At 60.8% G+C, this 24705-nt stretch carries 23 protein-coding genes; 12 read left to right on the top strand and 11 right to left on the bottom strand.

Going from position 1 to position 24705, the window contains the following annotated elements:
* On the bottom strand, positions 1-1536 hold the full coding sequence (pdhS2, locus tag N5D22_RS09025) for a two-component system sensor histidine kinase PdhS2 (protein WP_279658546.1): 1536 nt from the start codon (positions 1534-1536) through the stop codon (positions 1-3).
* Positions 1537-1644: 108 nt separating this feature from the next.
* On the opposite strand from pdhS2, the gene N5D22_RS09020 reads away from it, so the two are divergent.
* From N5D22_RS09020 to N5D22_RS09005, 4 genes are all read left to right on the top strand, one after another.
* Positions 1645-2238: a thermonuclease family protein gene (locus N5D22_RS09020; RefSeq protein ID WP_279658545.1), complete on the top strand. Its 594-nt coding sequence runs from the start codon at positions 1645-1647 to the stop codon at positions 2236-2238.
* Positions 2231-2887, top strand: a complete 657-nt coding sequence (locus N5D22_RS09015; protein ID WP_279658544.1) for a uracil-DNA glycosylase family protein — start codon at positions 2231-2233, stop codon at positions 2885-2887. Before N5D22_RS09020 ends, N5D22_RS09015 begins: the two co-directional genes overlap by 8 nt.
* Positions 2888-2954: 67 nt before the next feature.
* A complete protein-coding gene (locus N5D22_RS09010; RefSeq protein WP_003507846.1) occupies positions 2955-3443 on the top strand; it encodes an Lrp/AsnC family transcriptional regulator in 489 nt (162 codons plus the stop codon).
* Positions 3444-3728: 285 nt separating this feature from the next.
* A complete protein-coding gene (locus N5D22_RS09005; RefSeq protein WP_279658543.1) occupies positions 3729-4694 on the top strand; it encodes an aliphatic sulfonate ABC transporter substrate-binding protein in 966 nt (321 codons plus the stop codon).
* Between the two features lie 263 nt (positions 4695-4957).
* Here the strand turns inward: N5D22_RS09005 and N5D22_RS09000 are convergent, their stop codons facing one another.
* The 5 genes from N5D22_RS09000 to N5D22_RS08980 form a co-directional block, all read right to left on the bottom strand.
* Positions 4958-5782, bottom strand: coding sequence for a class I SAM-dependent methyltransferase (locus tag N5D22_RS09000; protein WP_279658542.1), 825 nt, complete (start codon positions 5780-5782; stop codon positions 4958-4960).
* Between the two features lie 84 nt (positions 5783-5866).
* Positions 5867-6133: an usg protein gene (locus N5D22_RS08995; protein WP_174057312.1), complete on the bottom strand. Its 267-nt coding sequence runs from the start codon at positions 6131-6133 to the stop codon at positions 5867-5869.
* 169 nt (positions 6134-6302) lie between these two features.
* The gene (locus N5D22_RS08990; protein WP_279658541.1) at positions 6303-7133 is read right to left on the bottom strand and encodes an ABC transporter permease; all 831 of its coding nucleotides are present in this window, start codon (positions 7131-7133) and stop codon (positions 6303-6305) included.
* Entirely contained in the window at positions 7130-7933 is an 804-nt protein-coding gene (locus tag N5D22_RS08985) for an ABC transporter permease (protein ID WP_279658540.1), read from the bottom strand. The genes N5D22_RS08990 and N5D22_RS08985 overlap by 4 nt, the downstream gene beginning before the upstream one ends.
* A 112-nt stretch (positions 7934-8045) precedes the next feature.
* On the bottom strand, positions 8046-8819 hold the full coding sequence (locus N5D22_RS08980; protein WP_279658539.1) for an ABC transporter substrate-binding protein: 774 nt from the start codon (positions 8817-8819) through the stop codon (positions 8046-8048).
* A gap of 341 nt (positions 8820-9160) precedes the next feature.
* Between N5D22_RS08980 and N5D22_RS08975 the strand changes: the two genes are divergently transcribed.
* On the top strand, positions 9161-11416 hold the full coding sequence (locus N5D22_RS08975) for an OmpA family protein (protein WP_279658538.1): 2256 nt from the start codon (positions 9161-9163) through the stop codon (positions 11414-11416).
* Between the two features lie 247 nt (positions 11417-11663).
* Here N5D22_RS08975 and N5D22_RS08970 read toward each other — a convergent pair whose 3' ends face one another.
* Entirely contained in the window at positions 11664-12587 is a 924-nt protein-coding gene (locus N5D22_RS08970; RefSeq protein WP_279658537.1) for a pseudouridine-5'-phosphate glycosidase, read from the bottom strand.
* A 29-nt stretch (positions 12588-12616) separates the two neighbouring features.
* Positions 12617-13558: a carbohydrate kinase family protein gene (locus N5D22_RS08965; RefSeq protein ID WP_279658536.1), complete on the bottom strand. Its 942-nt coding sequence runs from the start codon at positions 13556-13558 to the stop codon at positions 12617-12619.
* 246 nt (positions 13559-13804) lie between these two features.
* Between N5D22_RS08965 and recA the strand changes: the two genes are divergently transcribed.
* The 3 genes from recA (at position 13805) to N5D22_RS08950 (ending at position 18258) form a co-directional block, all read left to right on the top strand.
* Positions 13805-14890: a recombinase RecA gene (gene recA, locus N5D22_RS08960; RefSeq protein WP_279658535.1), complete on the top strand. Its 1086-nt coding sequence runs from the start codon at positions 13805-13807 to the stop codon at positions 14888-14890.
* A 235-nt stretch (positions 14891-15125) separates the two neighbouring features.
* Positions 15126-17789, top strand: a complete 2664-nt coding sequence (gene alaS / locus N5D22_RS08955) for an alanine--tRNA ligase (RefSeq protein ID WP_279658534.1) — start codon at positions 15126-15128, stop codon at positions 17787-17789.
* A gap of 85 nt (positions 17790-17874) precedes the next feature.
* Entirely contained in the window at positions 17875-18258 is a 384-nt protein-coding gene (locus N5D22_RS08950; RefSeq protein WP_279658533.1) for a VOC family protein, read from the top strand.
* A 77-nt stretch (positions 18259-18335) separates the two neighbouring features.
* Here N5D22_RS08950 and N5D22_RS08945 read toward each other — a convergent pair whose 3' ends face one another.
* Both N5D22_RS08945 and N5D22_RS08940 read right to left on the bottom strand, forming a co-directional pair.
* Positions 18336-18962, bottom strand: a complete 627-nt coding sequence (locus N5D22_RS08945; protein ID WP_279658532.1) for a glutathione S-transferase family protein — start codon at positions 18960-18962, stop codon at positions 18336-18338.
* 379 nt (positions 18963-19341) lie between these two features.
* A complete protein-coding gene (locus N5D22_RS08940) occupies positions 19342-19878 on the bottom strand; it encodes an anthrone oxygenase family protein (RefSeq protein ID WP_279658531.1) in 537 nt (178 codons plus the stop codon).
* 80 nt (positions 19879-19958) lie between these two features.
* Here N5D22_RS08940 and N5D22_RS08935 point away from each other — a divergent pair, with 80 nt between their 5' ends.
* The gene (locus N5D22_RS08935; RefSeq protein WP_279658530.1) at positions 19959-20582 is read left to right on the top strand and encodes a TetR/AcrR family transcriptional regulator; all 624 of its coding nucleotides are present in this window, start codon (positions 19959-19961) and stop codon (positions 20580-20582) included.
* A gap of 19 nt (positions 20583-20601) precedes the next feature.
* Here the strand turns inward: N5D22_RS08935 and N5D22_RS08930 are convergent, their stop codons facing one another.
* Positions 20602-21816: an NADP-dependent isocitrate dehydrogenase gene (locus N5D22_RS08930; RefSeq protein WP_003520411.1), complete on the bottom strand. Its 1215-nt coding sequence runs from the start codon at positions 21814-21816 to the stop codon at positions 20602-20604.
* A 214-nt stretch (positions 21817-22030) separates the two neighbouring features.
* Here N5D22_RS08930 and N5D22_RS08925 point away from each other — a divergent pair, with 214 nt between their 5' ends.
* The 3 genes from N5D22_RS08925 (at position 22031) to murI (ending at position 24486) form a co-directional block, all read left to right on the top strand.
* Positions 22031-22561 (top strand): hypothetical protein, encoded by a 531-nt coding sequence (locus tag N5D22_RS08925; protein ID WP_279658529.1) that lies wholly within the window; start codon positions 22031-22033, stop codon positions 22559-22561.
* A 286-nt stretch (positions 22562-22847) separates the two neighbouring features.
* The gene (locus N5D22_RS08920) at positions 22848-23681 is read left to right on the top strand and encodes an RNA methyltransferase (RefSeq protein WP_279658528.1); all 834 of its coding nucleotides are present in this window, start codon (positions 22848-22850) and stop codon (positions 23679-23681) included.
* Positions 23665-24486, top strand: coding sequence for a glutamate racemase (gene murI, locus N5D22_RS08915; RefSeq protein WP_279658527.1), 822 nt, complete (start codon positions 23665-23667; stop codon positions 24484-24486). The genes N5D22_RS08920 and murI overlap by 17 nt, the downstream gene beginning before the upstream one ends.
* Positions 24487-24705: the final 219 nt, after the last annotated feature.

Below are 24705 nucleotides of genomic sequence, written 5' to 3'. Positions count from 1 at the left end.
TCAGGCGAAGGACCGCCGGCGCGGCTGGATGGCGTGGGTTTCCTCGACCGCCGGCAGGCTTTGCAGCACACGTTTGGCCGGCAGGATGGCGATGCCCTCGGTGCCCTCGCGCAGTTTCGATTTCAGGATGAACTGGCCGTCATGCTTGGCGAGAATGGCCTGAACGATGGGCAGGCCAAGGCCGGTTCCCTGTTCGGCGCTCTTGATTGCGATCGATCCCTGACCGAAGGCCGAGAGAACCACGGGAATTTCATCTTCGGGAATGCCGGGGCCATTATCCCTGATCGAGACATATTGGCCGCCGCCCGCGGTCCAGCCGGCTTTCACGAGGATTTCGCCGCCCTGGGGGGTAAATTTCACGGCGTTGGAGAGCAGGTTGAGGATGACCTGGCGGATGGATTTTTCGTCGGCCCAGACCTGCGGCAGGCTGTTTTCGAACTGCTGGCCAATTTTGATATTCTTGGCGCGGGCGCGAAGCTGGATCATGCCGATGCAATCCTCGGCGATTTCCAGCATTGAGATCGCTTCTTCGTTGAGGTCATATCGTCCGGCCTCGATGCGTGACAGGTCGAGGATTTCGTTGATGAGGTCGAGCAGATGCTGGCCGGAGCGATGGATATCGCCGGAATATTCCTTGTAGAGCGGATTGTTGAGCGGGCCGAGCACCTCTGATGACATGACCTCGGAGAAACCGAGAATGGCGTTGAGCGGGGTGCGCAGCTCGTGCGACATGGAGGCGAGAAAGCGCGATTTCGCCAGATTGGCCTCTTCCGCGCGCCGCCGGGCCTCATCCGAAACCGAGTTTGCGACTTCGAGCTCGGCGATCAGGTCGTCCTTTTCCGTCTGCGACGAGAGCAGCTTGACGCTGGTCTGGTAAAGCCGGCTGGTAATGCGATGGCAGAAGAGGATCGCCATGCCGAACATCAGCGCGAGGCCCACATCGAAGGGGTCGCGCGAGATGGCCGAGGTGATGCAGAGCGCCGCCAGCACCGGCAAAAAGGTCATGAAGGTCGCCCGCCGCAGCATGAAATTGGCCATGGCGGTCAGGGACAGCGCGATCAGCAGCGTCGAGCCCTTGAAGAAGAGGACCAGTGTCGGGTCGTTGCGCACCGGCTCGGCCAGCGCAAACATCGCCCAGGCGCAGCCGATGAGGATCTGCATGCCGAGAAAGAGACTTTTCCAGTGCTGAAGATTGTCGGCCGTGATTTCCTGCTTTGCTGCCCGTTTGGCCAGCAGCAGGGAAAAGGCGTGGAAACTCAGTGCGATCAGCGACCAGATGATCAGGCTGATGTCGCGGGTTATATAAACGCCGATGATGGAGGCGAGCACGATGAAAAGCGGCATGATCATCGCGCCCTGCAGGGTTTCGGCGATATGCATGGTCAGCATTTCGCGTTCATAGGCGTCGCTTGCGCCGGCCCCTTGCTGCAGGCGTTCACGCGTCGTCTTCACCGTGTCGAAAACCGCCTTGTTGCGGTGTTTTTTCGAACGGTCGACGATGATCTTGTCGGTGGACGTGCTGACGCTTTTACTCATTGTTACAACGCGGGGTGACATGAACCCTTGCAGGCTACGCGCAAAATCTTAAGAAGATGCTGCCGTGAAAGGATTTGTTTGCCATTTCTGACAAGGGTTTGTTGTGACATGAGACGAAATGGTGGCAGGGGCAGACGTTTCTCGGCAGTTCGCGATGGCGGGATTTTTCTCGCCACGGTTTTTCTCGGCATTCTGATTGCCGCCAAGCTCGACCAGATCAACAGCGAGACCTATCACGGCCGCTTCTTCGTGATCGATGGCGATACGCTGTCGAAGGGGGAGGAGCGGTTCCGGCTGCTCGGCATCGATGCGCCGGAGCTTGCGCAGACATGCCTGCGCGGCGGCGAAAGCTGGCCGTGCGGCGAGGAAGCGCGCCGTGTCCTGCAACGGCTGGCCGCGCCGGCGGATTTCTCCTGTTCCGGCAGCTCCAGAGACCGTTACGGGCGGCTGCTCGTTTATTGCGCCTCAAGCGGCAGGGATGTCTCATCGGAAATGGTGTCGGCGGGTTTTGCCGTCGCATCAGGTTATTTCCAGTTCTCCAGCGAGCAGGCGGCGGCGCGAAAGGAAGCACGCGGCATCTGGGCGGGGGAATTCGAGAAACCGTCGCAATGGCGGCGGGAGCACCGCGCCGCGGATCTGGAAACGCCGGCGGTGGGTTTCCTCACCGTTATCCGTCATCTTCTGGGGTGGGACCATGGCTGAGGATGACCGGTTTGCGCCGGTGCATGATGACGGGCTGGATGGGTTGCGCGGCGAAATCGCTCGCTGCCGGCTCTGTCGCGACAGGCCGCTCAGGGGAATGGCAGATCGCCTGCCGCACGAACCCCGGCCGGTGGTCGTCATGTCGACAAAAGCGCGCGTCCTGATTGCCGGGCAGGCGCCGGGGCTGCGCGTGCATGAAACGGGACTGCCGTTCAACGATGCCTCGGGCGACAGGCTGCGCCAATGGCTGAACGTCGACCGGCAGACATTCTACGATCCGGATCGCTTCGCCATCGTGCCCATGGGTTTCTGTTTTCCCGGTTATGACGATAAGGGCAGCGACCTGCCGCCAAGGCGCGAATGCGCGCCGCAGTGGCGCGAGCGGGTAATGGCGGCGATGCCGCAGGTGGAGCTGATCCTCGCCATCGGCCAATATGCGCAGGCATTTCACCTGGGTGAAAGGCGGCGCAAGACCATGACGGAAACCGTACAGGACTGGCGCAGCTATCTTCATGCCAATTGCGGCCCCGGCATTTTACCCCTGCCGCATCCAAGCTGGCGCAACACGGGCTGGCTGAAAAGGAATCCATGGTTCACGGAGGAGCTGCTGCCGGTTCTGCGGCAACATGTGGAAATGCGGCTAGCGTGAAACAATTTTCTGTTTTTCTGCGAAAATTAGTGTATTGAAAGGAAATTAATTCAGGAGGGTAGACGCATTGGATCGCCTAGACCGTAAGATTTTGCGCATTCTGCAAGAGGATTCCACGCTGGCCGTTGCCGATCTGGCGAAAAAGGTCGGCCTTTCCACGACGCCCTGTTGGCGGCGTATCCAGAAAATGGAGGAAGACGGCGTTATTCGCCGGCGCGTGGCGTTGCTCGATCCGGTCAAGGTCAACACCAAGGTCACGGTTTTTGTCTCCATCCGCACCGCCTCCCATTCCATCGAATGGCTGAAGCGTTTTTCCGAGGTGGTTTCCGAGTTTCCGGAAGTCGTCGAATTTTACCGCATGAGCGGCGATGTCGATTATCTGCTGCGCGTCGTCGTGCCCGATATTGCGGCCTATGATGCCTTCTACAAGCGCATGATCGCCAAGATCGAAATTCGCGACGTGTCTTCCGCCTTCGCGATGGAGCAGATCAAATATACGACGGAACTGCCGCTCGATTACATGCTGCTGGACAATCCGAAATCCGGCGAGGAGTGATCCGCCGCCGGTCAGTTTTTCGACCAATGCCCTTTCCGGTTGCCGGGGAGGGCGTTTTCATTTGCGGGTCGTTTTTCCCGTCGATCTGGCCCGCCAAGGGCTGATCCAGCCGGAAGGTCCATCCGGTAACCGCTGCCGGGGCACGACAATTCTATTCCGCCCATAGCGGCAAATTCGCATATTCAATTCTCCCGGCGCTGTCTCCGTGCAAACTGCGATTTTGATAAAATCGCTCGAATATCTACGCTTTTATTGTCGAAGGATGGAATAGCGAGGGATATCCATATGCTGACACGACGCGGAACATTGGGATTGATTGCAGGTGCGACCGGGGCGGCGTTTCTGCCGCATATCCGGCGGGCGAATGCCGCAACCACCACATTGCGGATTGGCTGGCAGAAGAATGGCGTGATAGCGCTCGCAAAAAGTCAGGGCGCGCTCGAAGCGCTGCTGAAGGATCGCGGCATCGAGGTTAAATGGTCGGAATTCTCCTCCGGACCGCCGCTTCTCGAGGCGCTGGGTGCCGGCGCGCTGGATATCGGCCCGACCGGCGATGTGCCGCCGCTTTTTGCGCAGGCCGCCGGCGGCAATCTGCGTTATGTGGGCACTTACAAAGCGGCGGCCGGCGGATCGGCCATCCTTGTGCAGAAGGATTCGCCGCTGAAGACGCTGGAAGACCTGAAAGGCAGGAAGGTCGCTTTCAAGCGTGGTTCCAGCGCCCATAACGTGACGGTGAAGGCGCTGCGAAAGGCGGGGTTGACGTTAAACGACATTACGCCGGTCGACCTTGCGCCCCCGGATGCGGCCGCCGCCTTCCGCAGCGGCAGCATCGATGCCTGGTCGATCTGGGATCCCTATTTCGCCGTGGCGGAAAAAGAGCCGACGACGCGGGTTCTCTCGACCGCCGAAGGCATCGTCGATCCGTGGAGCTATTTCCTTGCCAATGGCGATTTCGTGGAGGCCAATCCCGATCTCGTGCCGCTGATCCTCAAGGAGCTGGCGAATGTGGGTGCGAAAGCGCAGATCAATATCGATGCAACGGCAAAGTCGCTGGCGTCGATCACCGGCGTTCCCGAAGATGTCACCAAGGTCTCGCTGACGCGGCCGGGCGCCGATCTCGGGCGGGTTTCGCTGGTTCCCGATGAGGCCATCGCCTATCAGCAGGCGCTTGCGGATGAGTTCTACGATCTGAAGATCGTGCCGAAGAAACTCAAGGTGGCGGATATTGTCTGGCGGCCGAAGGCGAGCTGAGCGGGCCGGAAAAGGTGAGTCTCTTCAATCTGCTGGCGGGTGTTGCTGAGAGGTTGATTCAGCAATGTTCCTTAAATGCAGGGCGAGCATGTCCCGCTTGTTTCTTCTCCCCGCAGGGGAGAAGTCCGCGGCAGCGGGATGAGGGGGCGAGGGTGCGGCCTATCGCTGACGTTGCCCCCTCATCCGACCCTTCGGGCCACCTTCTCCCCCTTGGGGAGAAGAAAACTGCCGAGACGTCGGCGACATAAGCCTTCGATCCCGCATCAGCCCTTGAGCTCGGCAATCACCAGATGGCCGGGTGTCGGATTGCCGTCCTGCATGCGCACATTGATGTCGGTCACTTCGAGAATCTCGAAACCGGTCGCGGCCAGTCTTTCTCGGACATAGGTTTCCGCATGGGCGAAACGCTGGTGCGGGCCGACCATATAGGGGCGTCCGGCCAGGGTTTCTTCGGGCAGGGTTTCCGACGAGAAGATCAGCAGGCCGCCGGCATTGAGGTTTTCGGCTGCGCCGAAAAACAGCGGCTCCAGCGCGCCGAGATAGGGCAGCACATCAGTGGCGGTGATGATATCGAAAGGTTCGTCGTCATTGTCTTCGAGAAAATCCTCGGCTTCGGCGACGTAGAGCGTCTCGTAGAGGTCCTTCTCATGGGCGATCTCGACCATGTTTTCGGAAATGTCGATGCCGGTGATATCGTCGGCCATGTCGCGCAGCGCTTCGCCTGTCAGGCCGGTGCCGCAGCCGAGATCGAGCAGGCGCTTGAAGGGGCCGAGGTTCAGCGTCTGCAACCGCTGGCGCACCATCATCGGCACGGCGTAACCGAGCTGCTCGACAAGAATATCCTCGAAAGCTTCGGCATGCTGGTCGAACAGGGTTTCGACATAGGCGTCGGGCGCCTTTGGCGGGGTTTCGCCCCGGCCCATGGCGGCGATGCGAACGGCCGCGCCGCCGTGATCGTCGGGATCGATGGCCAGAACCTCTTCATAGGCCTTCACCGCCGCGTCCACATCGCCGGCTTTTTCAAGCGCCAGCGCGCGATTATAGGCCTCGGCAAGCGCCTCTTCGTCGATTTTCTGGTTCTTCGTCATCGTGCCTTATCCGTCAGCATCTTCAGTTGAGGTTTGCTGTAAGCCGCATCGGGGACGGGCGCAATGTTTATGTGGCGCGATGGCTCAGTGGATGATGAACTCCCCTTTGAGCGCGCGCCATTCCTGCGCCGAGATCACCTGCCGGTGCACGTAGCGGACGGAATGCAGCGGACCGTCGAGCTTTTCCTGCCAGAATTTGAGGAAACCGTGCATTTCGGGGAAGTCAGGGGCCAGATCGTAGTCCTGCCAGACATAGGTCTGGAGAACCAGCGGATGGTCCGGCAGGCGATAGAATATCTGGGCGGTGGTGAGGCCGTAGCCTCTCAGCATCATTTCCATGTCCTTGTTCATGACGGCGGTTCCCGTATCCATGATTGCCGATCACAGCATTACCGCTGTATCTAAGATGGGAACACGACAGGGTTAATCCAACCTTGCCAAAGGCCTGGATATGTCACAAATTTGTTATATTTTTCAAAATGTTGGCAGCCTCATCTGATGAGTGCTGCCAACGTTGCGACTAACGCTTCAGATGGCGCGTCAGGCGGGCCTCCAGCCATGCCCAGACATGCCGCAGCGTTTCGACGATCGTCAGGTAGAAGATCGCGGCCCAGAGATAGGCCTGATAGTCGAAGGTGCGGGAAAAGGCGTAGCGGGTCTGGCCCATCAGGTCGAACACCGTGACGATGGAGACCACCGCTGAACCCTTGATCATCAGGATGATTTCGTTGCCATAGGGACGCAGCGCCACGATGAGCGCCTGCGGCAGGATGATCTTGCGGAAGGTGACGAGTTTCGACAGGCCGAGCGAGGCGGCGCCCTCATGCTGGCCGCGCGGCACGCTGCGGATCGCGCCGCGCAGGATTTCAGCCTGATAGGCGGCGGTGTTGAGGGTGAGCGACAACAGGCCGCAATACCAGGCCTCGCGGAAGAACCACCACAGGCCGACAGTTTCCAGCCCCTGGCGGAAACTGCCGAGGCCGTAATAAATCAGGAAAAGCTGCGCCAAAAGCGGCGTGCTGCGGAAGACGTAGACATAGGCATAGGCCAGTGCGCCGACGATGCGGTTTTCCGACATGCGGCCGAAGGCGATCGGCACGGAAAGAATGGCACCGAGAATGATCGAACTGCCGACCAGCGTGATGGTGGTGATGAGACCGTCGATATAGCGCGGTCCGTAACGCTGGAATTTGTCCCAGTCCCAGCCCTCGATCATGGCGAAGATCAGCCCGGCGGCGAGCAGCAGCCAGAGCGTGATGACGGCGATGCCGACGATGCGCGAAATATTGAGTGGTTTGTCCGCGACGGCCGGGGCGGGGCGGGGTGGAATGAGTTCCTTGATATGGCTCATCGGCTCACCTCCGACTTGCGCGACCAGCGATCGATGAAGCCGATGCCGATGGAGGAAAGCAGCGCGAGGATGAGGTAGAGCAGGCAGGCGATGCTGTAGAAGAAGAAGGCTTCCTTGCTGACGCGGGCGGCGATGCCGGTCTGGCGGACGATATCGGCAAGGCCGATGATCGAGACGTAGGAGGTGTCCTTCAGCAGGATGACCCAGAGATTGGTCATGCCGGGCAGGGCGATCCTGACCAGCTGCGGGATGATGATGAGCACCATGGTGCGGCCGCGCGACAGGCCAAGGGCGTGACCCGCCTCATATTGGCCCTTCGGTATGGCCTTGAAGGCGGAGAGCAGCACTTCGGACGCGTAGGATGAAAACACCACCGATAGCGCCACCATGCCCGCCACGAAGGCGTTGATCTCGACCGGACCGGTAATGCCGACATAACCGGCCACCGATTGCAGCAGCATCTGTATGCCGTAATAGACGATGAAGAGCGTCAGCAGTTCCGGCAGGCCGCGGAAGATGGTGGTGTAGATGCCGGTCGCCAGCCGCAGCGACTTTTCCTCCGATTGCGCAGCGAGCGCGATGAGGAAGCCGATCAGCAGCCCGACGGGCAGGGTGGCGAGCGCCAGCGAGATGGTGACCTTGACGCCGAAGGCGATTTCGTCGCCCCAGCCCGCATCGCCGCAGGCGACCAGGGTGCCGTTTCCGAAAAGCGAGAAGAGACCGACCGGCCCGCAAAAGGGATCGAGAAGTGTCGAGACATAGGTCCAGAACGCACCTATGGCGGAAAATGCTCCGCTCATGCCAATTTTCCCCTGCGGTCTTAAGCCGCCGTGATTGTTATCGTGACGTTTTCAAACAAAAATGGCGGAAGGGCAAGCCTTCCGCCACGAGATTTCAACAGATCGAACCGGCTTACTCGCCGTAAACGTCGAAATCGAAGTATTTTTTGTTGATCTCCTGATACTTGCCGCTGGCGCGAATGCCGGCGATGGCGGCGGTGAACTTGTCGGCAAGCGCCGTGTCACCCTTGCGCACGGCGACGCCCGCGCCATTGCCGTTGATCTCGACATCGACCGGAAGCGGCGTCAGGATCTTGCAGCAGGCGCCGGCATCCGTCTTCAGCCATTCCGACAGAACGACGATATCGTCGATGACGGCGTCGATACGGCCATTGGCGATGTCGAGCTTATATTCGTCGGCGGTCGGATACATCTTCACGTCGGCATCGGGGAAATGCTTTTCGGCATAGTTGGAGTGGGTGGTGGAACCCTGCGCGCCGAGCGACTTGCCCTTCAGGTCCTCGACGGACTTGATCGGCGAATCCTTCGGTACGGCGATGGCCGGCGGGGTGTTGTAATATTTCTTGGAGAAGTCGACCTTCTCGAGACGCTCGGGCGTGATCGACATGGACGCGATGATGGCGTCGAACTTCTTGGCCTGAAGGGCGGGGATGATGCCGTCCCAGTCATTGGTGACGAAGGTGCACTCGGCCTTCATTTGTTCGCACAGCGCCTTGGCGATGTCGATGTCGAAGCCGGTCAGCGTGCCGTCGGCTTCGAGATTGTTGAAGGGCGGATAGGCGCCTTCGGTGCCGATGACGATCTTGTCCTGCGCGAGGGCTGCGCCTGACAACAGCGAGATGGCGGCAATCGATGCGGCTGCGAGCAGACGGGTGGAAATAGGCATTTCGATCCTCTCTTTTGGTCGTTCATCCGCAGTCTGTTGTTATTTTCAGTGCGGACGCCATGGGCGCTGGGCGCGGCAGGACGGAGGATACCGCCTGTGACCTTCAGCGCGGATGAGATTATTCATCCGGTTGGTCAAAAAATGCAACTGCAATATTAGTGACCGCGTTTGCGCCGCAGTGCTTTCACGAAAACGCCTTGATCTGTTCATTTCCGGTACACAAGGCTTTGTCCATCATGGGAACCGAAGCCTGTGCGAGGCGTTGACCAGCGCCTGCACGCGCAGCCGGATTCAAGATGTCGCAAAACAAGCGACCAAAAATGGCAGATGAGGAAGCACCGATGCTGAAGAAGAACACATTGCTGACGGGGGTGGTTTTCCCCCTCATGTCGCTGGCGATCGCGGTGGAGCCGGCCGCCGCCGGTTTTGCCGGTGCCGCGCGGGCGCAGATGCCCCAGTCGCAGACCCCGCTGATTCTGGCGCAGGCGCAACCGGAAGGGCAGGCCGCGGAAGAACAGAATCCGGAAGAGCTTCTGCGCAAGCAGCGCCAGCAGGCCGAGGAGGCGCAGCCGCAGGCCGAGCCGCAGAAGCAGGAACAGGCGCCGGAGCCGCCGCGTGAACGCCCGCCCGAGCCGAAGGCTGAAGCCGCACCCGCCGAACCGCGCCCCGAGCCGCAACGGGAACCCCAGCGCGAAGCGCAGCCGGAACCCCAGCGGGAGCCGCAGCCGCAACGTGAAGCCCGCCCGGAACCCGCACCGGCCGAACAACCGCAGGAGCGCCCGCGCCGCGCCGAGCCTGCGCAGGAGCCGCAGGCCGAAGGCGAACAGCGTCCCGCCCGCCAGCGCCCGGAGGCGGCGCCCGAAGCTGCGCCTGAGGCCGCACCGGCCGAACAGCAGCCGAAGGAGCGCCCCCGCAAGCCGGAGCGTGCCGAGCAGCCGGCAGGCGAGGGTGAGCAGCGTCCGCGCAAGGAACGCGCAAAGGAGCCGGCCGACGAACAGCCTGCCGCCCGCCCTGAAAATGCCGAGCAGCCCGCCAAACCGGCGCCGGAGAAAAAGCCGCAGGTAGAGGAAAAGGCGTCCGAACCGGCCGAAAAGGCTGTTCCGGAAAAGAAACCAGCGGCTCCCGAGCCTGCCGCGAATGAAGCCCCTGTTCCGACCGAGGCGCCGACCCCTGCGCGCCCGCCGGCACCCGAGGCGCAGCCAAACCCTGCGCCAGGCCAACAGCCTTCCGAAAAACCGGCCGAAGGGCAGGGCAGGACAGAGCCCGCAGCGCCGCTGCCGGGCAGCCCGACACCGCCGCCGAGCGGTGCCGTGACCGGGCAGGCGCCTGCCGGTGAGCCGGTCCCCAATCAGGTTGCGGTTCCGCAGACGGAAGCGCCGCCGATGACGAAGGAGGAGCTGGACAAGGCCAAGGCCATCGCCAAGGACCCGTCCAAGACGGCCGATACCGTCATTCTGCCGGTCGACAAGGGCGCCGCCGTTCTCGACAGCGACAAGGAAGTGGAACGCTCCGGCAGCCGCCAGACCCGTGAGGAGCGCCGTCGTGAACGCGAGCAGGCCGGCGACGTGAAGGTGCCGACATCGGACGCCGAGGCGCAGCGCGCCGGCGCCGCCGAAGGCAAGGCACCGCCGCCGCCCGTGAAGATGGAGGCGATCACCTCCCAGCAGGGCGAGCGTGTCGACCGTCGTCCGCAATATGAGCGACCGGAAGGCGTGCGCGAATGGCAGCCGCGCGAAGGCCGCCCGCGTGACCGCGATCGCGACGCGCCGATTATCCTGCAATTTGGCGACCGTGTCGTGGTGCGCGGCGATGACAACCAGCGCTTCATCCGCGATGGCGGCGAGCCCTATTACGAGCGCCTGCCCGGCGGTCGTGTCCGCGAAACCGTGGAGCGGCGTGACGGCACGCAGGTGGTGACGATCCGCAACCGTTACGGCGATGTGATCCAGCGTTCGCGCATCGACGATCGCGGCCGGGAATATGTGCTGTTCTATGCGCCCGATCTGATGGACGATCCTGATCGTGACTACGTCTATCGCGATCCCGGCCTCGACCTGCCGCCGATGCGCCTGCGCATTCCTGTGCGCGACTACATCATCGACACCTCGAGCGATCCGGACCGAGATTATTACCGCTTCCTGGAACAGCCGCCGGTCGAGCCGGTGGAACGTGTCTATTCGCTGGATGAAGTGCGTTATTCGGCCCGTATCCGCGACAAGGTGCGCCGTATCGACCTCGATACCATCACCTTCGCTACCGGCAGCGCCGAAATACCGATGGCGCAGGCCCGTTCGCTGCGCAAGGTTGCTGACGCCATCAATAAGGCGCTGGACAGGAACCCGGGGGAAACCTTCCTCATCGAAGGCCATACCGACGCCGTCGGTTCCGATGAAAGCAACCTCGTGCTTTCCGACGAACGCGCCGCTTCCGTCGCCAATGTTTTGACCGACGTTTACGGCATCCCGCCGGAAAACCTCGCGACGCAGGGCTATGGCGAGCGTTACCTGAAGGTCCAGACGCTCGGCCCGGAACAGCAGAACCGCCGCGTCACCATCCGCCGCGTGACGCCGCTGGTGAAGCCGGTCGCCCAGAACTGATTGGGTTCGACAGGAAAAACAAAGGCCCGGAAGCGCAAGCTCTCCGGGCCTTTTTTGTTGGGACAGGCTTTCCAAATACGCGACGTCATCCTCGCCCTTGTGGCGAGGATCTAATCAGGTTTCCTCCGGTCGAGACGTAGTAGATGCTCGGGACAGGCCCGAGCATGACGGAGGAAGTGTTTGTTCCAGCCTCCAAAACCTCGCCAGCACTCCCTTTGGGAACCGCCCGAAGGGGAGATATGTGTCTTCAGTTCAGCGCCACCGCGATCTCGGCCGCAAGCTGGGCATTGTTGCGCACCAGCGCGATATTGGTTTCCAGGCTGCGGCCGTCCGTCAGGCGGAAGATGTCGCCGAGCAGGTAGGGGGTGACTTCCTTGCCGGTGACCTCGTCGCGCTCGGCGTGGGAGATGGCGCGGTTGATGTAGATTTCCATTTCCTCGCGCGGAATCTCGTCTGCTTCGGGCACGGGATTGGCCACCAGCATGCCGCCATCGATACCCAGCTGTTCGCGGGTTGCCTGGAAATTGGCAATCGCCGCCGGGCTGTTCAGCGAGAGCGGGCTCGGCAGGCCGGAGGAACGCGACCAGAAGGCGGGGAATTCTTCCGAACCGAAGGTGACGACGGGCACGCCATTGGTTTCGAGAACCTCGAGCGTTTTCGGAATGTCGAGGATCGCCTTCGCGCCGGCGCAGACGACGATCACGCCGGTCTTCGCAAGCTCGGTCAGATCGGCGGAGATGTCGAAGGTCTCTTCAGCGCCCTTGTGCACGCCGCCGATACCGCCTGTCGCAAAAACGCGGATGCCGGCGCGGGCGGCGGCGATCATGGTGGCGGCAACCGTGGTGGCGCCGGTGCGGCGTTCGGCAATCGCGAAGGCGATATCGGCGCGCGAAACCTTCATGGCGTCGGTGGTCTGGGCGAGCGCCTCGAGCTGGTCCTTCTCAAGGCCGATATGCAGCGTGCCGTGAATGACGGCGATGGTGGCCGGAACCGCACCCTGATCACGGATGATCTGCTCGACGCTTTCCGCCATCTCGATATTGCCGGGATAGGGCATGCCGTGGGTGATGATGGTCGATTCGAGCGCCACGATCGGCGCGCCGCGCTGCTTGGCGGCGGCGACTTCCCGAGAGTAGACGATGGGCAGGAGCGGGGAGATGGGGCGGGTCATTGCATCTGTTCCAGTTTTTAAAAGCGGGTTCATGCCAGCATTTCAGCCTGGGGAACAAGCCCCAACATGGCGTCGACACTGTCTTTTGATAGGTCTTGGGACGTGGCGAAGGGCGATTGCACGGTGATGGCGGCCGCCGCCGCGCCTTGCCTCAACGCTTGCGCAATCGTCTTTCCCTCGGCGATGGCGGCAAGATAACCCGACGCCATGGCGTCGCCCGCGCCGGTCACATCCTTTACCTCGCGGATGAGCGGCGGGTGGAGGATTGCTTTTTCGGTTGCGTTGAAGGCCACGACTTCACTTGCGCCGCGGGTAACGACGCCGCCGGAAAGCCCGGCCTTGCGCAGGATGTCGGGCCAGTCGCGGACATTGGCCGCAGTCTCCCCGGTCAGCGCGCGGGCCTCCGCCTCGTTCATGAAGAGGATGTCGATATCGCCGAGCGCCGCTTTCAGCCTCACCGCCTTGGCCGGCGAAATGGCGATGGCCGCCAGCGGCTTTTCGCAGGCGCGGGCGACGAGGCCGAGCGCCGTCAGCGTATCTTCCGGCAGGTTGGCGTCGCAGAGCAGGATGTCGCTCGCCGTGATCGCCTCGCGAACGGCGCGTATCTTGAGGCGCCGTGGAGTGAAGAGCTTGTACAGGTCCATGTCGGCAAGCGCGATGACCAGATTGCCGTCACGCTCCAGAATGGCGGTGTAGCTTGGCGTGCGGCGATCGAGGAAGGTGAAGGGCGTATCTTCCACGCCCGCCTGCCGTGCGGCCTCCGCCACCGCCTCGCCGGTAACGTCGCCGCCGCGCGGGGCGATGATGCGGACCTGAAAACCGAGGCGGGAAAGATTGCGCGCGGCGTTGAAACCGCCGCCGCCGGCCTCTTCCATCCACGAGCCGGGGTTGCTCGCGCCGGGCGCCGTCTCAGTCTCGATCATGCCGCGCCTGTCGATATGCGCGCCGCCCAGAACGAGTATTTTCTTCACGCTTGCGTTTCCCTCTTTGGCGGATGGAAAGACCGGACGATTCGGCCTAAACTGACGTCTTCCTGACCTCGCATCCGGTTTGCGGCCATGGGCCGGGCACGGAAAAACGAAAGCAGAACAAACTACTTATCGCTATTTGTTTTCAATATGCTGGCTTAGCCTTGCGAAATGAGAACAAATAGAGTACATACCGTTTCCATACTGCTTCATTGCCTGTGCGGCTTCAATAACCTAAAGGTGGTTCGGATGGCACAAAATTCTTTGCGTCTCGTAGAGGATAAATCGGTGGATAAAAGCAAGGCACTGGAAGCGGCGCTCTCCCAGATCGAACGGTCGTTCGGCAAGGGATCGATCATGAAGCTCGGTTCCAATGAAAACGTGGTTGAAGTGGAAACCGTTTCGACGGGCTCGCTCAGCCTGGATATCGCGCTCGGCATCGGCGGTCTGCCGAAGGGGCGCATCATTGAAATTTACGGCCCGGAAAGCTCCGGTAAAACGACGCTGGCATTGCAGACCATTGCCGAAGCCCAGAAGAAGGGCGGCATCTGCGCCTTCGTGGACGCTGAACATGCGCTCGATCCGGTCTATGCCCGCAAGCTCGGTGTGGATTTGCAGGGCCTTTTGATCTCGCAGCCCGATACGGGCGAACAGGCGCTGGAAATTACCGATACGCTGGTGCGTTCCGGCGCGGTTGACGTGCTGGTCGTCGACTCCGTTGCGGCGCTGACGCCGCGGGCGGAAATCGAAGGCGAAATGGGCGACAGCCTGCCGGGTCTTCAAGCGCGTTTGATGAGCCAGGCGCTGCGCAAGCTGACGGCGTCGATCTCGAAGTCGAAGTGCATGGTGATCTTCATCAACCAGATCCGCATGAAGATCGGCGTCATGTTCGGTTCGCCGGAAACGACGACGGGCGGCAACGCGCTGAAGTTCTATGCGTCCGTTCGCCTCGACATCCGCCGTATCGGCTCCGTCAAGGAGCGCGAGGAGGTTGTCGGCAACCAGACGCGTGTCAAGGTCGTCAAGAACAAGATGGCGCCGCCCTTCAAGCAGGTGGAATTCGACATCATGTATGGCGAAGGCGTCTCCAAGACCGGTGAGCTTGTCGATCTCGGCGTGAAGGCCGGTATCGTCGAGAAGTCCGGTGCATGGTTCTCCTATAATAGCCAGCGTCTGGGGCAGGGGCGTGAAAACGCCAAGATTTTCCTGCGCGACAATCCGGACACGGCAAATGAGATCGAACTGGCGCTGCGCCAGAATGCCGGCCTGATCGCCGACCGCTTCCTGCAGAATGGCGGCCCGGAGGCCGGTGACAGCGACGGCGACGACGGCTGATTTCCGGCAGAACTGCGGGTGTTTCCTGCCCGGTGGTTTTGCCTGATGTGAACTGCGATTGAACAAAAAGGGCCGTGCGATTTGCCTCGCATGGCCCTTTTTGTTTGTCGGCGCGCCTTCGCGGGCCTCCATGGCTGGACAGGGCCGGGTGCGGACGATAAAAGCCAGTGATTTTGCAATATAGCCATCCTTCGGGGTGGAAGTGATGGACTCCAGCTGTGAGCGGTGTGTGGGCATGAGCGGTGTGAATGAAATTCGGTCGACCTTTCTCGACTACTTCAAGAAGAACGGACACGAGATCGTGCCCTCCAGCCCGCTGGTGCCGCGCAACGATCCGACACTGATGTTCACCAATGCCGGCATGGTGCAGTTCAAGAACGTCTTCACCGGTCTTGAAAGCCGTCCCTATTCCACGGCCGCTTCGGCGCAGAAATGCGTGCGCGCCGGCGGCAAGCATAACGACCTCGACAATGTCGGTTATACCGCCCGTCACCACACCTTCTTCGAAATGCTAGGCAATTTCTCCTTCGGCGATTACTTCAAGGAAGAAGCGATCACCCATGCCTGGAACCTGATTACCAAGGAATTCGGCATCGACCGCAATCGTCTGCTGGTCACCGTCTACCACACCGACGATGAGGCCTTTAACCTCTGGAAGAAGATCGCCGGTTTCTCCGACGACCGTATCATCCGCATTCCGACCAGCGACAATTTCTGGGCGATGGGCGATACCGGCCCCTGCGGTCCCTGTTCGGAAATCTTCTACGATCATGGCGATCATATCTGGGGCGGCCCGCCCGGCTCGCCGGAAGAGGATGGCGATCGCTTCATCGAGATATGGAACCTCGTCTTCATGCAATATGAGCAGTTGACGAAGGAAGAGCGTATCGACCTGCCGCGTCCGTCAATCGACACCGGCATGGGCCTTGAGCGTATTTCGGCGCTGCTGCAGGGCAAGCATGACAATTACGATACGGACCTGTTTCGCGCGCTGATTGCCGCTTCCGTGGAAGCGACCGGCGTTCCGGCCGAAGGCGAAAAGCGCGCCAGCCACCGCGTCATCGCCGATCATCTGCGTTCGTCCGCCTTCCTGATCGCCGATGGCGTTCTGCCGTCCAATGAGGGCCGTGGTTATGTCCTGCGCCGCATCATGCGGCGCGCCATGCGCCATGCCGAACTTCTCGGCGCGCGCGAGCCGCTGATCTACAAGCTGCTGCCGGCGCTGGTGCAGCAGATGGGCCGCGCCTATCCGGAACTGGTCCGTGCCGAGGCGCTGATTTCCGAGACGCTGAAGCTTGAGGAAACCCGTTTCCGCAAGACGCTGGAACGCGGCCTGTCGCTGCTGTCAGACGCCACCTCGACCCTGCACAAGGGCGACATGCTGGATGGCGAAACCGCCTTCAAGCTTTACGACACCTACGGTTTCCCGCTCGACCTGACGCAGGATGCGCTGCGCGCCCGCGAAATCGGCGTCGATCTTTCCGGTTTCACCGATGCGATGGAGCGCCAGAAGGCCGAAGCCCGCTCGCATTGGGCCGGTTCCGGCGACAAGGCGACCGAAACCGTCTGGTTCGAGCTGAAGGAAAAGCTCGGCGCGAGCGAATTCCTCGGTTACGACACCGAAACCGCTGAAGGCGTCATCCTGGCGATCGTCAAGGACGGTAAGGCTGTTGAAAGCGCTGCCGATGGCGAGGCGGTGCAGGTCGTGGTTAACCAGACGCCGTTTTATGGCGAGTCCGGCGGCCAGATGGGCGATACTGGTGTGATATCCGGCGACAATGGCGTCTTTGCCGTTTCCGATACCCAGAAGAAGGGCGAAGGCCTGTTCGTGCATTTGGGCACGGTCTCCAAGGGCGGTCTGAAAGTTGGCGACGCCGTTCAGCTGACGGTCGATCATGACCGCCGCTCGCGTCTGCGCGCCAACCATTCCGCCACCCACCTGCTGCACGAGGCATTGCGCGAAGTGCTCGGCACACACGTTGCCCAGAAGGGTTCGCTGGTTGCGCCCGAGCGCCTGCGTTTCGATGTTTCGCATCCGAAGCCGATGTCGGCCGAGGAGCTGAAGGTCGTCGAGGAAATGGCGAACGAAATCGTGCTGCAGAACTCGCCGGTCGTGACCCGCCTGATGAGCGTCGACGACGCCATTGCCGAGGGCGCCATGGCGCTGTTCGGTGAAAAATACGGTGATGAAGTTCGTGTCGTCTCCATGGGCACCGGCGTTCACGGCGCAAAAGCCAATCGTCCCTATTCCGTCGAGCTTTGCGGCGGCACGCATGTGGCGGCCACCGGCCAGATCGGCCTCATCCGCATTCTCGGTGAAAGCGCCGTCGGTGCGGGCGTGCGCCGTCTCGAAGCCGTCACGGGTCAGGGCGCGCTTGCCTATCTCGCCGAGCAGGATGAGCGGGTCAAGGCGCTCGCTTCGTCGCTGAAGGTTCAGCCGGGCGATGTGCTGTCGCGTGTCGAAGGCCTGCTCGATGAGCGCAAGAAGCTGGAACGTGAGCTTGCGGATGCGCGCCGGAAGCTTGCCATGGGCGGCGGTTCGGCGGACGCCGGCGCAAGCGACGTCAAGCAGGTTGCCGGCGTCAATTTCCTGGCGAAATCGCTCTCCGGCATCGACGCCAAGGATCTCAAGGGTCTTGCCGATGAGGCCAAGGCCAATCTCGGCTCGGGCGTCGTGCTGTTGATTGCCGTTTCCGAAGACGGCAAGGCAAGCGCTGTCGCGGCCGTGACCGAAGATCTGACGGCCCGTTTCAGCGCTGTCGATATCGTCCGCACCGCTTCCGCCGCACTTGGCGGCAAGGGCGGCGGCGGTCGCCCCGACATGGCGCAGGCCGGCGGCCCGGATGGCGCCAGGGCGCAGGATGCCATCGAAGCGGTGGCGGCGGCGCTGGCTGCATGATAGGCGTGAATTGAAGAGGGCGGGGTTTTACCCCGCCTTTTTGTTTCGGCCTTAGGGGCCGCCAAAGAGGCGGCGGAGGGAAGCGATGCGTTTTGTAAATCCCATCCCTTTCGTGCGCGACATCAATTGCTCAAAGGCGTTTTATCGCGACAGGCTTGGCCTGAATATAGTCGAGGATTTCGGGAACTTCGTCCTCTTTGAAAGCGGCTTTGCAATTCATGAGGGGCGGTCGCTCGCGGAGACCGTCTGGGGCACATCGTCGGGCGCGGAAGAACCCTATGGCAGACGAAATATGCTGCTTTATTTCGAACATGGGGATGTCGATGTGGCCTTTCGAAATATCGCGCCGCATGTGGAGCTTATCCATCCACTCCAGCGACAGGCCTGGGGGCAGAGGGTGTTTCGTTTTTACGATCCGGACGGGCACGCGATAGAGGTCGGGGAGCCGCTCGGCCAGTCCGGTACATAACCCGCCGCGATGATCGATCGGATGTTCGATTTTCGGGCGGGCTACTGTTTGACTGGTGGTGAAACGGTTGGCCCGTCTTATCCGGTTGCCCGCAAATCCTTTGCCGCCTCCTCATCGAGCTGGGTGGCCCGCTTGAAGGCGGGGCGGTCGGTAAGATGGGTCATGTAGTCGATGAAGGCCGGGCGTTTTTCGATGGTGCCGAAGTGCAGCCCCCAGCCGATATGGGCGCCGACATAGACATCCGCCGCGGTGAAGAGATCGCCGGCGATGAAGCGGTTTTCACTGACGGCCCGCTCGAGCGTGTTCATCACATCCACATAGCTGCCGCAGCCGGCCATGCGCAGCTTTTCCTTGGGCACTTCGAAACCCATCGCCTTCATGCTGGCCGCCATTTCCAGCGGGCCGGCGGCAAAGAACATCCAGCGATAATAAAGTCCGCGTGCCTTGGGTGTCGGCGCGAGGTTCGCGCCGGGAAAGGCATCGGCGAGATAGGCGCAGATCGCCGCCGCCTCGGTGACGATGGTATCGCCGTGCTTGATGGCGGGCACCTTCGCCATCGGATTTATCAGCCGGTAGGCGGGCGATTTCATCGAGGTTTCAAAGCCCAATATTTCGGTTTTATACGGAACGCCCACTTCCTCGAGCATCCATCGCGCAATGCGTCCGCGCGACATGGGGTTGGTGTAAAAGATCAATTCACTCATGCTTTTGCCTCCCCAAGCAAAATTGTCGAAGCATCATGGAAAACCGGCGGGGGTTTCACGCTCGCGCTTCGTTTTTTCAAGACCCGCAGCATCATTCGCACGTTCCTTAAGGATCGCGCCGATGCTCCGATGAATATTTGACTGTGCCGGGCAAGTTATGTGCAAGTAGATGCTGTTTTAGCTTTGTCTTATTGTTGTACTGGCCGTGGCACGTGGAATCGGACTCTGCGCCTAGTACAATTGCTAATCAAGATACTGTGAACAAAAAAGAAACCCGGCGTTGCGGCCGGGTCCCGTTCCCTGATGTGGCACGGCGCTGGCCGGCCATCATTGGCATCGCATGCCACAGCCTGGAGAGGGCAGCCGTCGCCGCGGCAGCCTAGTTGTCTGTCTTTTTTCCCGCATGCCGCGTTGCGGCGATGAGGGCGAGGAAAAAGGCAATGATGGTCAATATGGTGCGGATAAGATTGGAAAGCGCCCAGCGATCACGCAAATCCTGCCAGTTCGGCGGTATTTCGGCCGAGACGGTTTTGAAGAACTCGTTGATGGGGACATTGACCATGCGGGTCTGGATCACGACGACGGTGTAGATGACCAGAGCGGACAGCCATATCAGCCGGTTGCGCCGGTCTGCCAGCATGGCCCCGAGAAGGAGAGCCAGCGGGGCGAAGAAGGCGGCATAAAAGACGCCATTTCGGACGCTGATGTTGATGCTGTTGAACGCCGCAATGAAAATCTCCGCCTCAAGCTGGGGAAAGGCCATCATCACCGGATTGCTGAAAGCGAAGAAAAAGCCGGCCATCACGCCGAGGTTTAGCGGCGCTACGATGCGCAGGGCCGAAATCGCCGGGCCTGCGACAAGGCCAAGGGCGGGAAAATATCTTGTTCTTATTTCGTGCAGAAATGAGCTGGACATGAAAATCTCCATCGAATAACCGTACATATATGTACGGCTTATCCGTACGCATACGTACGGTTATTGTCAAGGAAATGCGGATGCGAAACGAAAACAGGGAATTGCGCCGGCGTGAGATCGTTGAACACGCCTTCGACATGCTTGCCCGGGATGGCTATGCCGTCTTTTCCATGCAGGCGCTGGCGAAGGTGAGCAAATCGTCCAAGGAAACGCTCTATGGCTGGTTTGGCGGCAAGGCCGGGCTTTATGAAGCCATGGTGGAAGAAAACGCGGCCAGACTGGTATTGCCCTCGGCGGATGCGGCCGATGGCGTGAAGGAGCTTTCCCGTTTCGGGGCTGAATTATTGTCGATGCTCCTGGGGGAGCGAGCGGTTCTGCTCAATCGGGTTGCGGCGGCGGAAGCCGGCGGTGACGCCGCACTGGGAGCATTTCTGGCGGAAAAGGGCCGTGACCACGTGATGCCGAAGCTTGCGGCATATTTTCAGGCGCTGGAGAAACAGGGTCTCATAGGCACGGGTGCATCGGAGGAGCCTGCGGAAATCTGGTTGTCGCTTCTGGTGGGGGATTTGCAGATAAGGCGCGCGACGGGTGCGCTTGGCCTGCCGACACAAGAGGAGCTGCGGGCGCGGTCGATCCGCGCCGCGGAACTTATGTTTCGTCTATACGGTACAAATGAAAAACCCGGCGCTGAGGCCGGGTTTTGAAGTCACTGGAAAAGCAGGCTTAAGCTGCCATCGCCTTCTTGAGGTTTTCGTCGATCTTGTCGAGGAAAGCCGTGGTGGAGAGCCAGGGCTGGTCGGGACCGATGAGGAGCGCCAGGTCCTTGGTCATGTAGCCGCTTTCCACGGTGTCGACGCAGACGGTTTCGAGCGTTGCCGCGAACTTTGCGAGTTCCGCATTGTCGTCCAGCTTGGCGCGGTGGGCGAGGCCACGGGTCCAGGCGAAGATCGAAGCGATCGAGTTGGTCGAGGTTTCCTGACCCTTCTGGTGCTGGCGGTAGTGGCGCGTCACCGTGCCATGTGCGGCTTCGGCTTCGACCGTGCGGCCGTCGGGAGACAGGAGAACGGAGGTCATCAGGCCGAGCGAGCCGAAGCCTTGAGCAACCGTGTCGGACTGCACGTCGCCGTCGTAGTTCTTGCAGGCCCAGATGTAGCCGCCGGACCACTTCAGCGCGGAAGCGACCATGTCGTCGATCAGGCGGTGCTCATAGGTGATGCCGATCTCATCGAACTGCTTCTTGAACTCGTTCTGGTAGACTTCTTCGAAGATATCCTTGAAGCGGCCGTCATAGGCCTTGAGGATGGTGTTCTTCGTGGAGAGGTAAACCGGCCACTTGCGCATAAGGCCATAGTTCATGGAGGCACGGGCGAATTCGCGGATGGATTCGTCAAGGTTGTACATGGCAAGCGCCACGCCGGCGCTCGGGGCGTCGAAGACGTCCTTTTCGATGACCTGGCCGTCTTCACCGACGAACTTGATGGTCAGCTTGCCCTTGCCGGGGAACTTGAAATCGGTTGCCTTGTACTGGTCGCCGAAAGCGTGACGGCCGACAACGATCGGCTTGGTCCAGCCGGGAACGAGGCGCGGAACGTTCTTGCAGATGATCGGCTCGCGGAAGATGACGCCGCCCAGAATGTTGCGGATCGTGCCGTTCGGGCTCTTCCACATCTGCTTCAGGCCGAACTCCTCGACGCGGGCTTCATCCGGGGTGATGGTCGCGCACTTGATGCCGACGCCGTGCTTCTTGATGGCGTGCGCCGCATCGACGGTGACCTGGTCGTTGGTGGCGTCGCGGTTTTCAACCGAAAGGTCGTAATATTCGATGTCGAGATCGAGGTATGGCAGGATCAGCTTATCCTTGATGAGCTGCCAGATGATACGGGTCATTTCGTCGCCGTCGAGATCGACGACCGGATTGGCTACCTTGATCTTTGCCATGAATTCCTCACCTTCGAAGCTGTGGCGCCGGATGGCGCCGGTATCCGGAAAAATATCCGGTGCGGCTATAGCATCGCGCGCGGCTGAGGCAAAGCCATGGGGGGCGCTTTTTTGGCGCAGCGCAATAACGCTTTGCGCATTGCCAAACCATAATGCCGGAATACAGTCAGGCGAATCGCTTCGCCCGCCGTCGGGCCTATCCCGGGATCACATCATGCGGAATATTCTGCTTCTGACTGCCGCCGTCCTCTTTTCCCACAGCGCGCTCGCCGCCGGGCCTGCCGATCCCGTCCAGAAGGTGATGGATATCACCGTAAAGAACTGGTCCGGCGATGCGGAAAACTGGAAATACATCTTCGATGAAGACATGCTGACCAGCCTGTTCAGCAAGGAGTTCGTCGCGCAATATCGCGAAGCCTCGAAGAAACCGGCCTATGAGGCGGAAAGCGGCGAGAAGGGCGATCCCTTCGGTTACGACGTGGTCACCAATTCGCAGGATGGCTGCCCGCTGGAGGATGTATCTGTGACGGCGGGGGAGGTGAAGGACGGCGCGACTGACGTGACGGCGAAATTCAAACTCTGGGCCTGCATGGACGAGGCGGAGATGAAGGCGACCGTGGACGAGGTGCATTTCGATGTCATCGAAGAGGATGGCCGGCCGGTCATCAGCGACATTCACCGTGTCGGCGATGAGGGCAGGGATTCGCTGCGCGAAGAGATGGCGACGATCATCAAGGGGGAGTAAGGGCAGGGTATTGGCCGCTCCGGAGTGATGGTGACGTTTTCCTATCGCGGCGTCATCCTCGGGTTTGACCCGAGGATCCATTGATTTCAATGGGTTGTGGATCCTCGGGTCAAGCCCGAGGGATGACGGGGTGGCGGTTTGCTCTCATCTTCAGCAAGCTTGAACGGAGTGCGCGCTCCCTCCTGCTTTGATTTTAGCGCCGATCTGTGCCAGTGAGGCGCGCTTCTGCGCTTTACAGTATTGGCCTCAAAGTCGATGCGGCGCCTTTAAAAAACGGACAAAAGAGATGGCAGGCACAAACAGCGAGCTTGAACTTGTGGCGGAAGGCCCGGCGATCATTCTGGTCGAACCGCAGCTCGGCGAGAATATCGGCATGGTGGCGCGGGCGATGGCCAATTTCGGCCTGTCCGAATTGCGCCTGGTCAATCCGCGTGATGGCTGGCCGAGCGAAAAGGCGCGTGCGGCCGCTTCCAAGGCCGATCATGTCATCGATGGGACGAAGGTGTTCGAGACGCTGGACGAGGCGATCAGCGATCTGAACTTCGTTTATGCCACGACCGCGCGCGAGCGCTACGGTTTCAAGCCGGTGCGTTCGCCCGTGACCGCCGCCGATACGCTGCGGATGAAGTTCAAGGCTGGCGAAAAGACCGGCATCCTGTTTGGACGCGAGCGCTGGGGGCTGACCAATGAGGAAGTGGCGCTGGCCGACGAGATCGTCACATTTCCGGTCAATCCCGCCTTTGCCTCGCTCAACATCGCCCAGGCCGTACTTCTGATGTCCTATGAATGGATGAAGTCAGGTATGGACGATCTGGAAGAGACGCTTTTCCAGTCCGTCGAACAGCGGCCCTCGACCAAGGAGCAGGTTTTCGGCCTGTTCGAACACATCGAGGAGGCGCTGGATGCCCGCGGTTATTTTCATCCGGCTGAAAAAAAGCCCAAAATGGTCGACAATCTGCGCGCCGTGCTGTCGAGACGCGGTTTTTCCGAGCAGGAAATCAGTGTTTTCCGTGGCGTGATCAATTCGCTCGATCGCTTTCCCCGGCAATGGCCGAAACAGGCGGGCCGGGCAACGGGCCCAGAGGCCGGGGGAGCAGGGGAGAATGCTGAAGACGAGTGAAGCCGCCGCTGACGTGTTGAAACCGGTGCTGGTGTTCGATTCCGGCATTGGTGGGCTGACCGTGCTGCGTGAGGCGCGCGTGCTGATGCCCGAGCGCGGTTTCATCTATGTGGCTGACGATGCCGGTTTTCCCTATGGCGGCTGGGAGGAGGAAGCGCTCAAGACGCGGATTCTTTCGCTTTTCGAAAAGCTGCTGCAAGATTATAGCCCGGAAGTATGCGTCATCGCCTGCAACACCGCCTTCACGCTCGCGGGCGCCGATCTTCGCGCACGGTTTCCGGACATGACCTTTGTCGGGACCGTTCCGGCCATCAAGCCGGCGGCGGAGCGCACCCGTTCGGGCCTCGTTTCCGTGCTGGCGACGCCGGGCACCGTCAAGCGCGCCTATACGCGCGATCTCATCCAGTCCTTCGCCACCCAATGTCATGTCCGTCTTGTCGGCTCGGAAAATCTGGCCCGCATGGCGGAAAGCTGGATCAGGGGCGAACCGGTCTCGGATGAGGCGGTGCTGGTCGAAATCGAACCCTGCTTCATCGAGAGCGATGGCAAGCGCACCGATATCGTCGTGCTCGCCTGTACCCATTATCCCTTCATGGCCAATCTCTTCCGAAGGCTGGCGCCATGGCCGGTGGACTGGCTCGATCCGGCGGAGGCGATTGCCCGGCGCGCGCGCCATCTGGTGCCGCTGCCGCAGGATGCGGAACATCCTGATGGTTTCGACTTCGCCGTCTTCACATCGGGCAAGCCGGATTTCGCCACGCGGCGGCTGATGCAGGGGTTCGGCCTCAGCGTCTCGGCGACCTGAGCTTCACGGCCCAGGGCAATGTTGTATTTTTGCATCTATTTTGCCAGTCTTTTGCAATTCGAGATTGCGGCCTCTTGTCGCATCCGATTTCTTGTGTAAGATGTTTCTCGTCTGTAACCGCTATGAATGGAGGCGTGGAATGACTAATGACATGAATATGCGCCTTAACGGCATGTCAGGCCCTTCCGGCATGATGTTCTGCGGTTATGCGACCCGAGG

The sequence above is a fragment of the Agrobacterium sp. GD03872 genome, assembly GCF_029840625.1.
GTDB classification, from domain to species: domain Bacteria; phylum Pseudomonadota; class Alphaproteobacteria; order Rhizobiales; family Rhizobiaceae; genus Agrobacterium; species Agrobacterium fabrum_A.
Note: the sequence above shows the minus strand (reverse complement) of the source record. Positions and strands in the feature narration are given on the sequence as shown.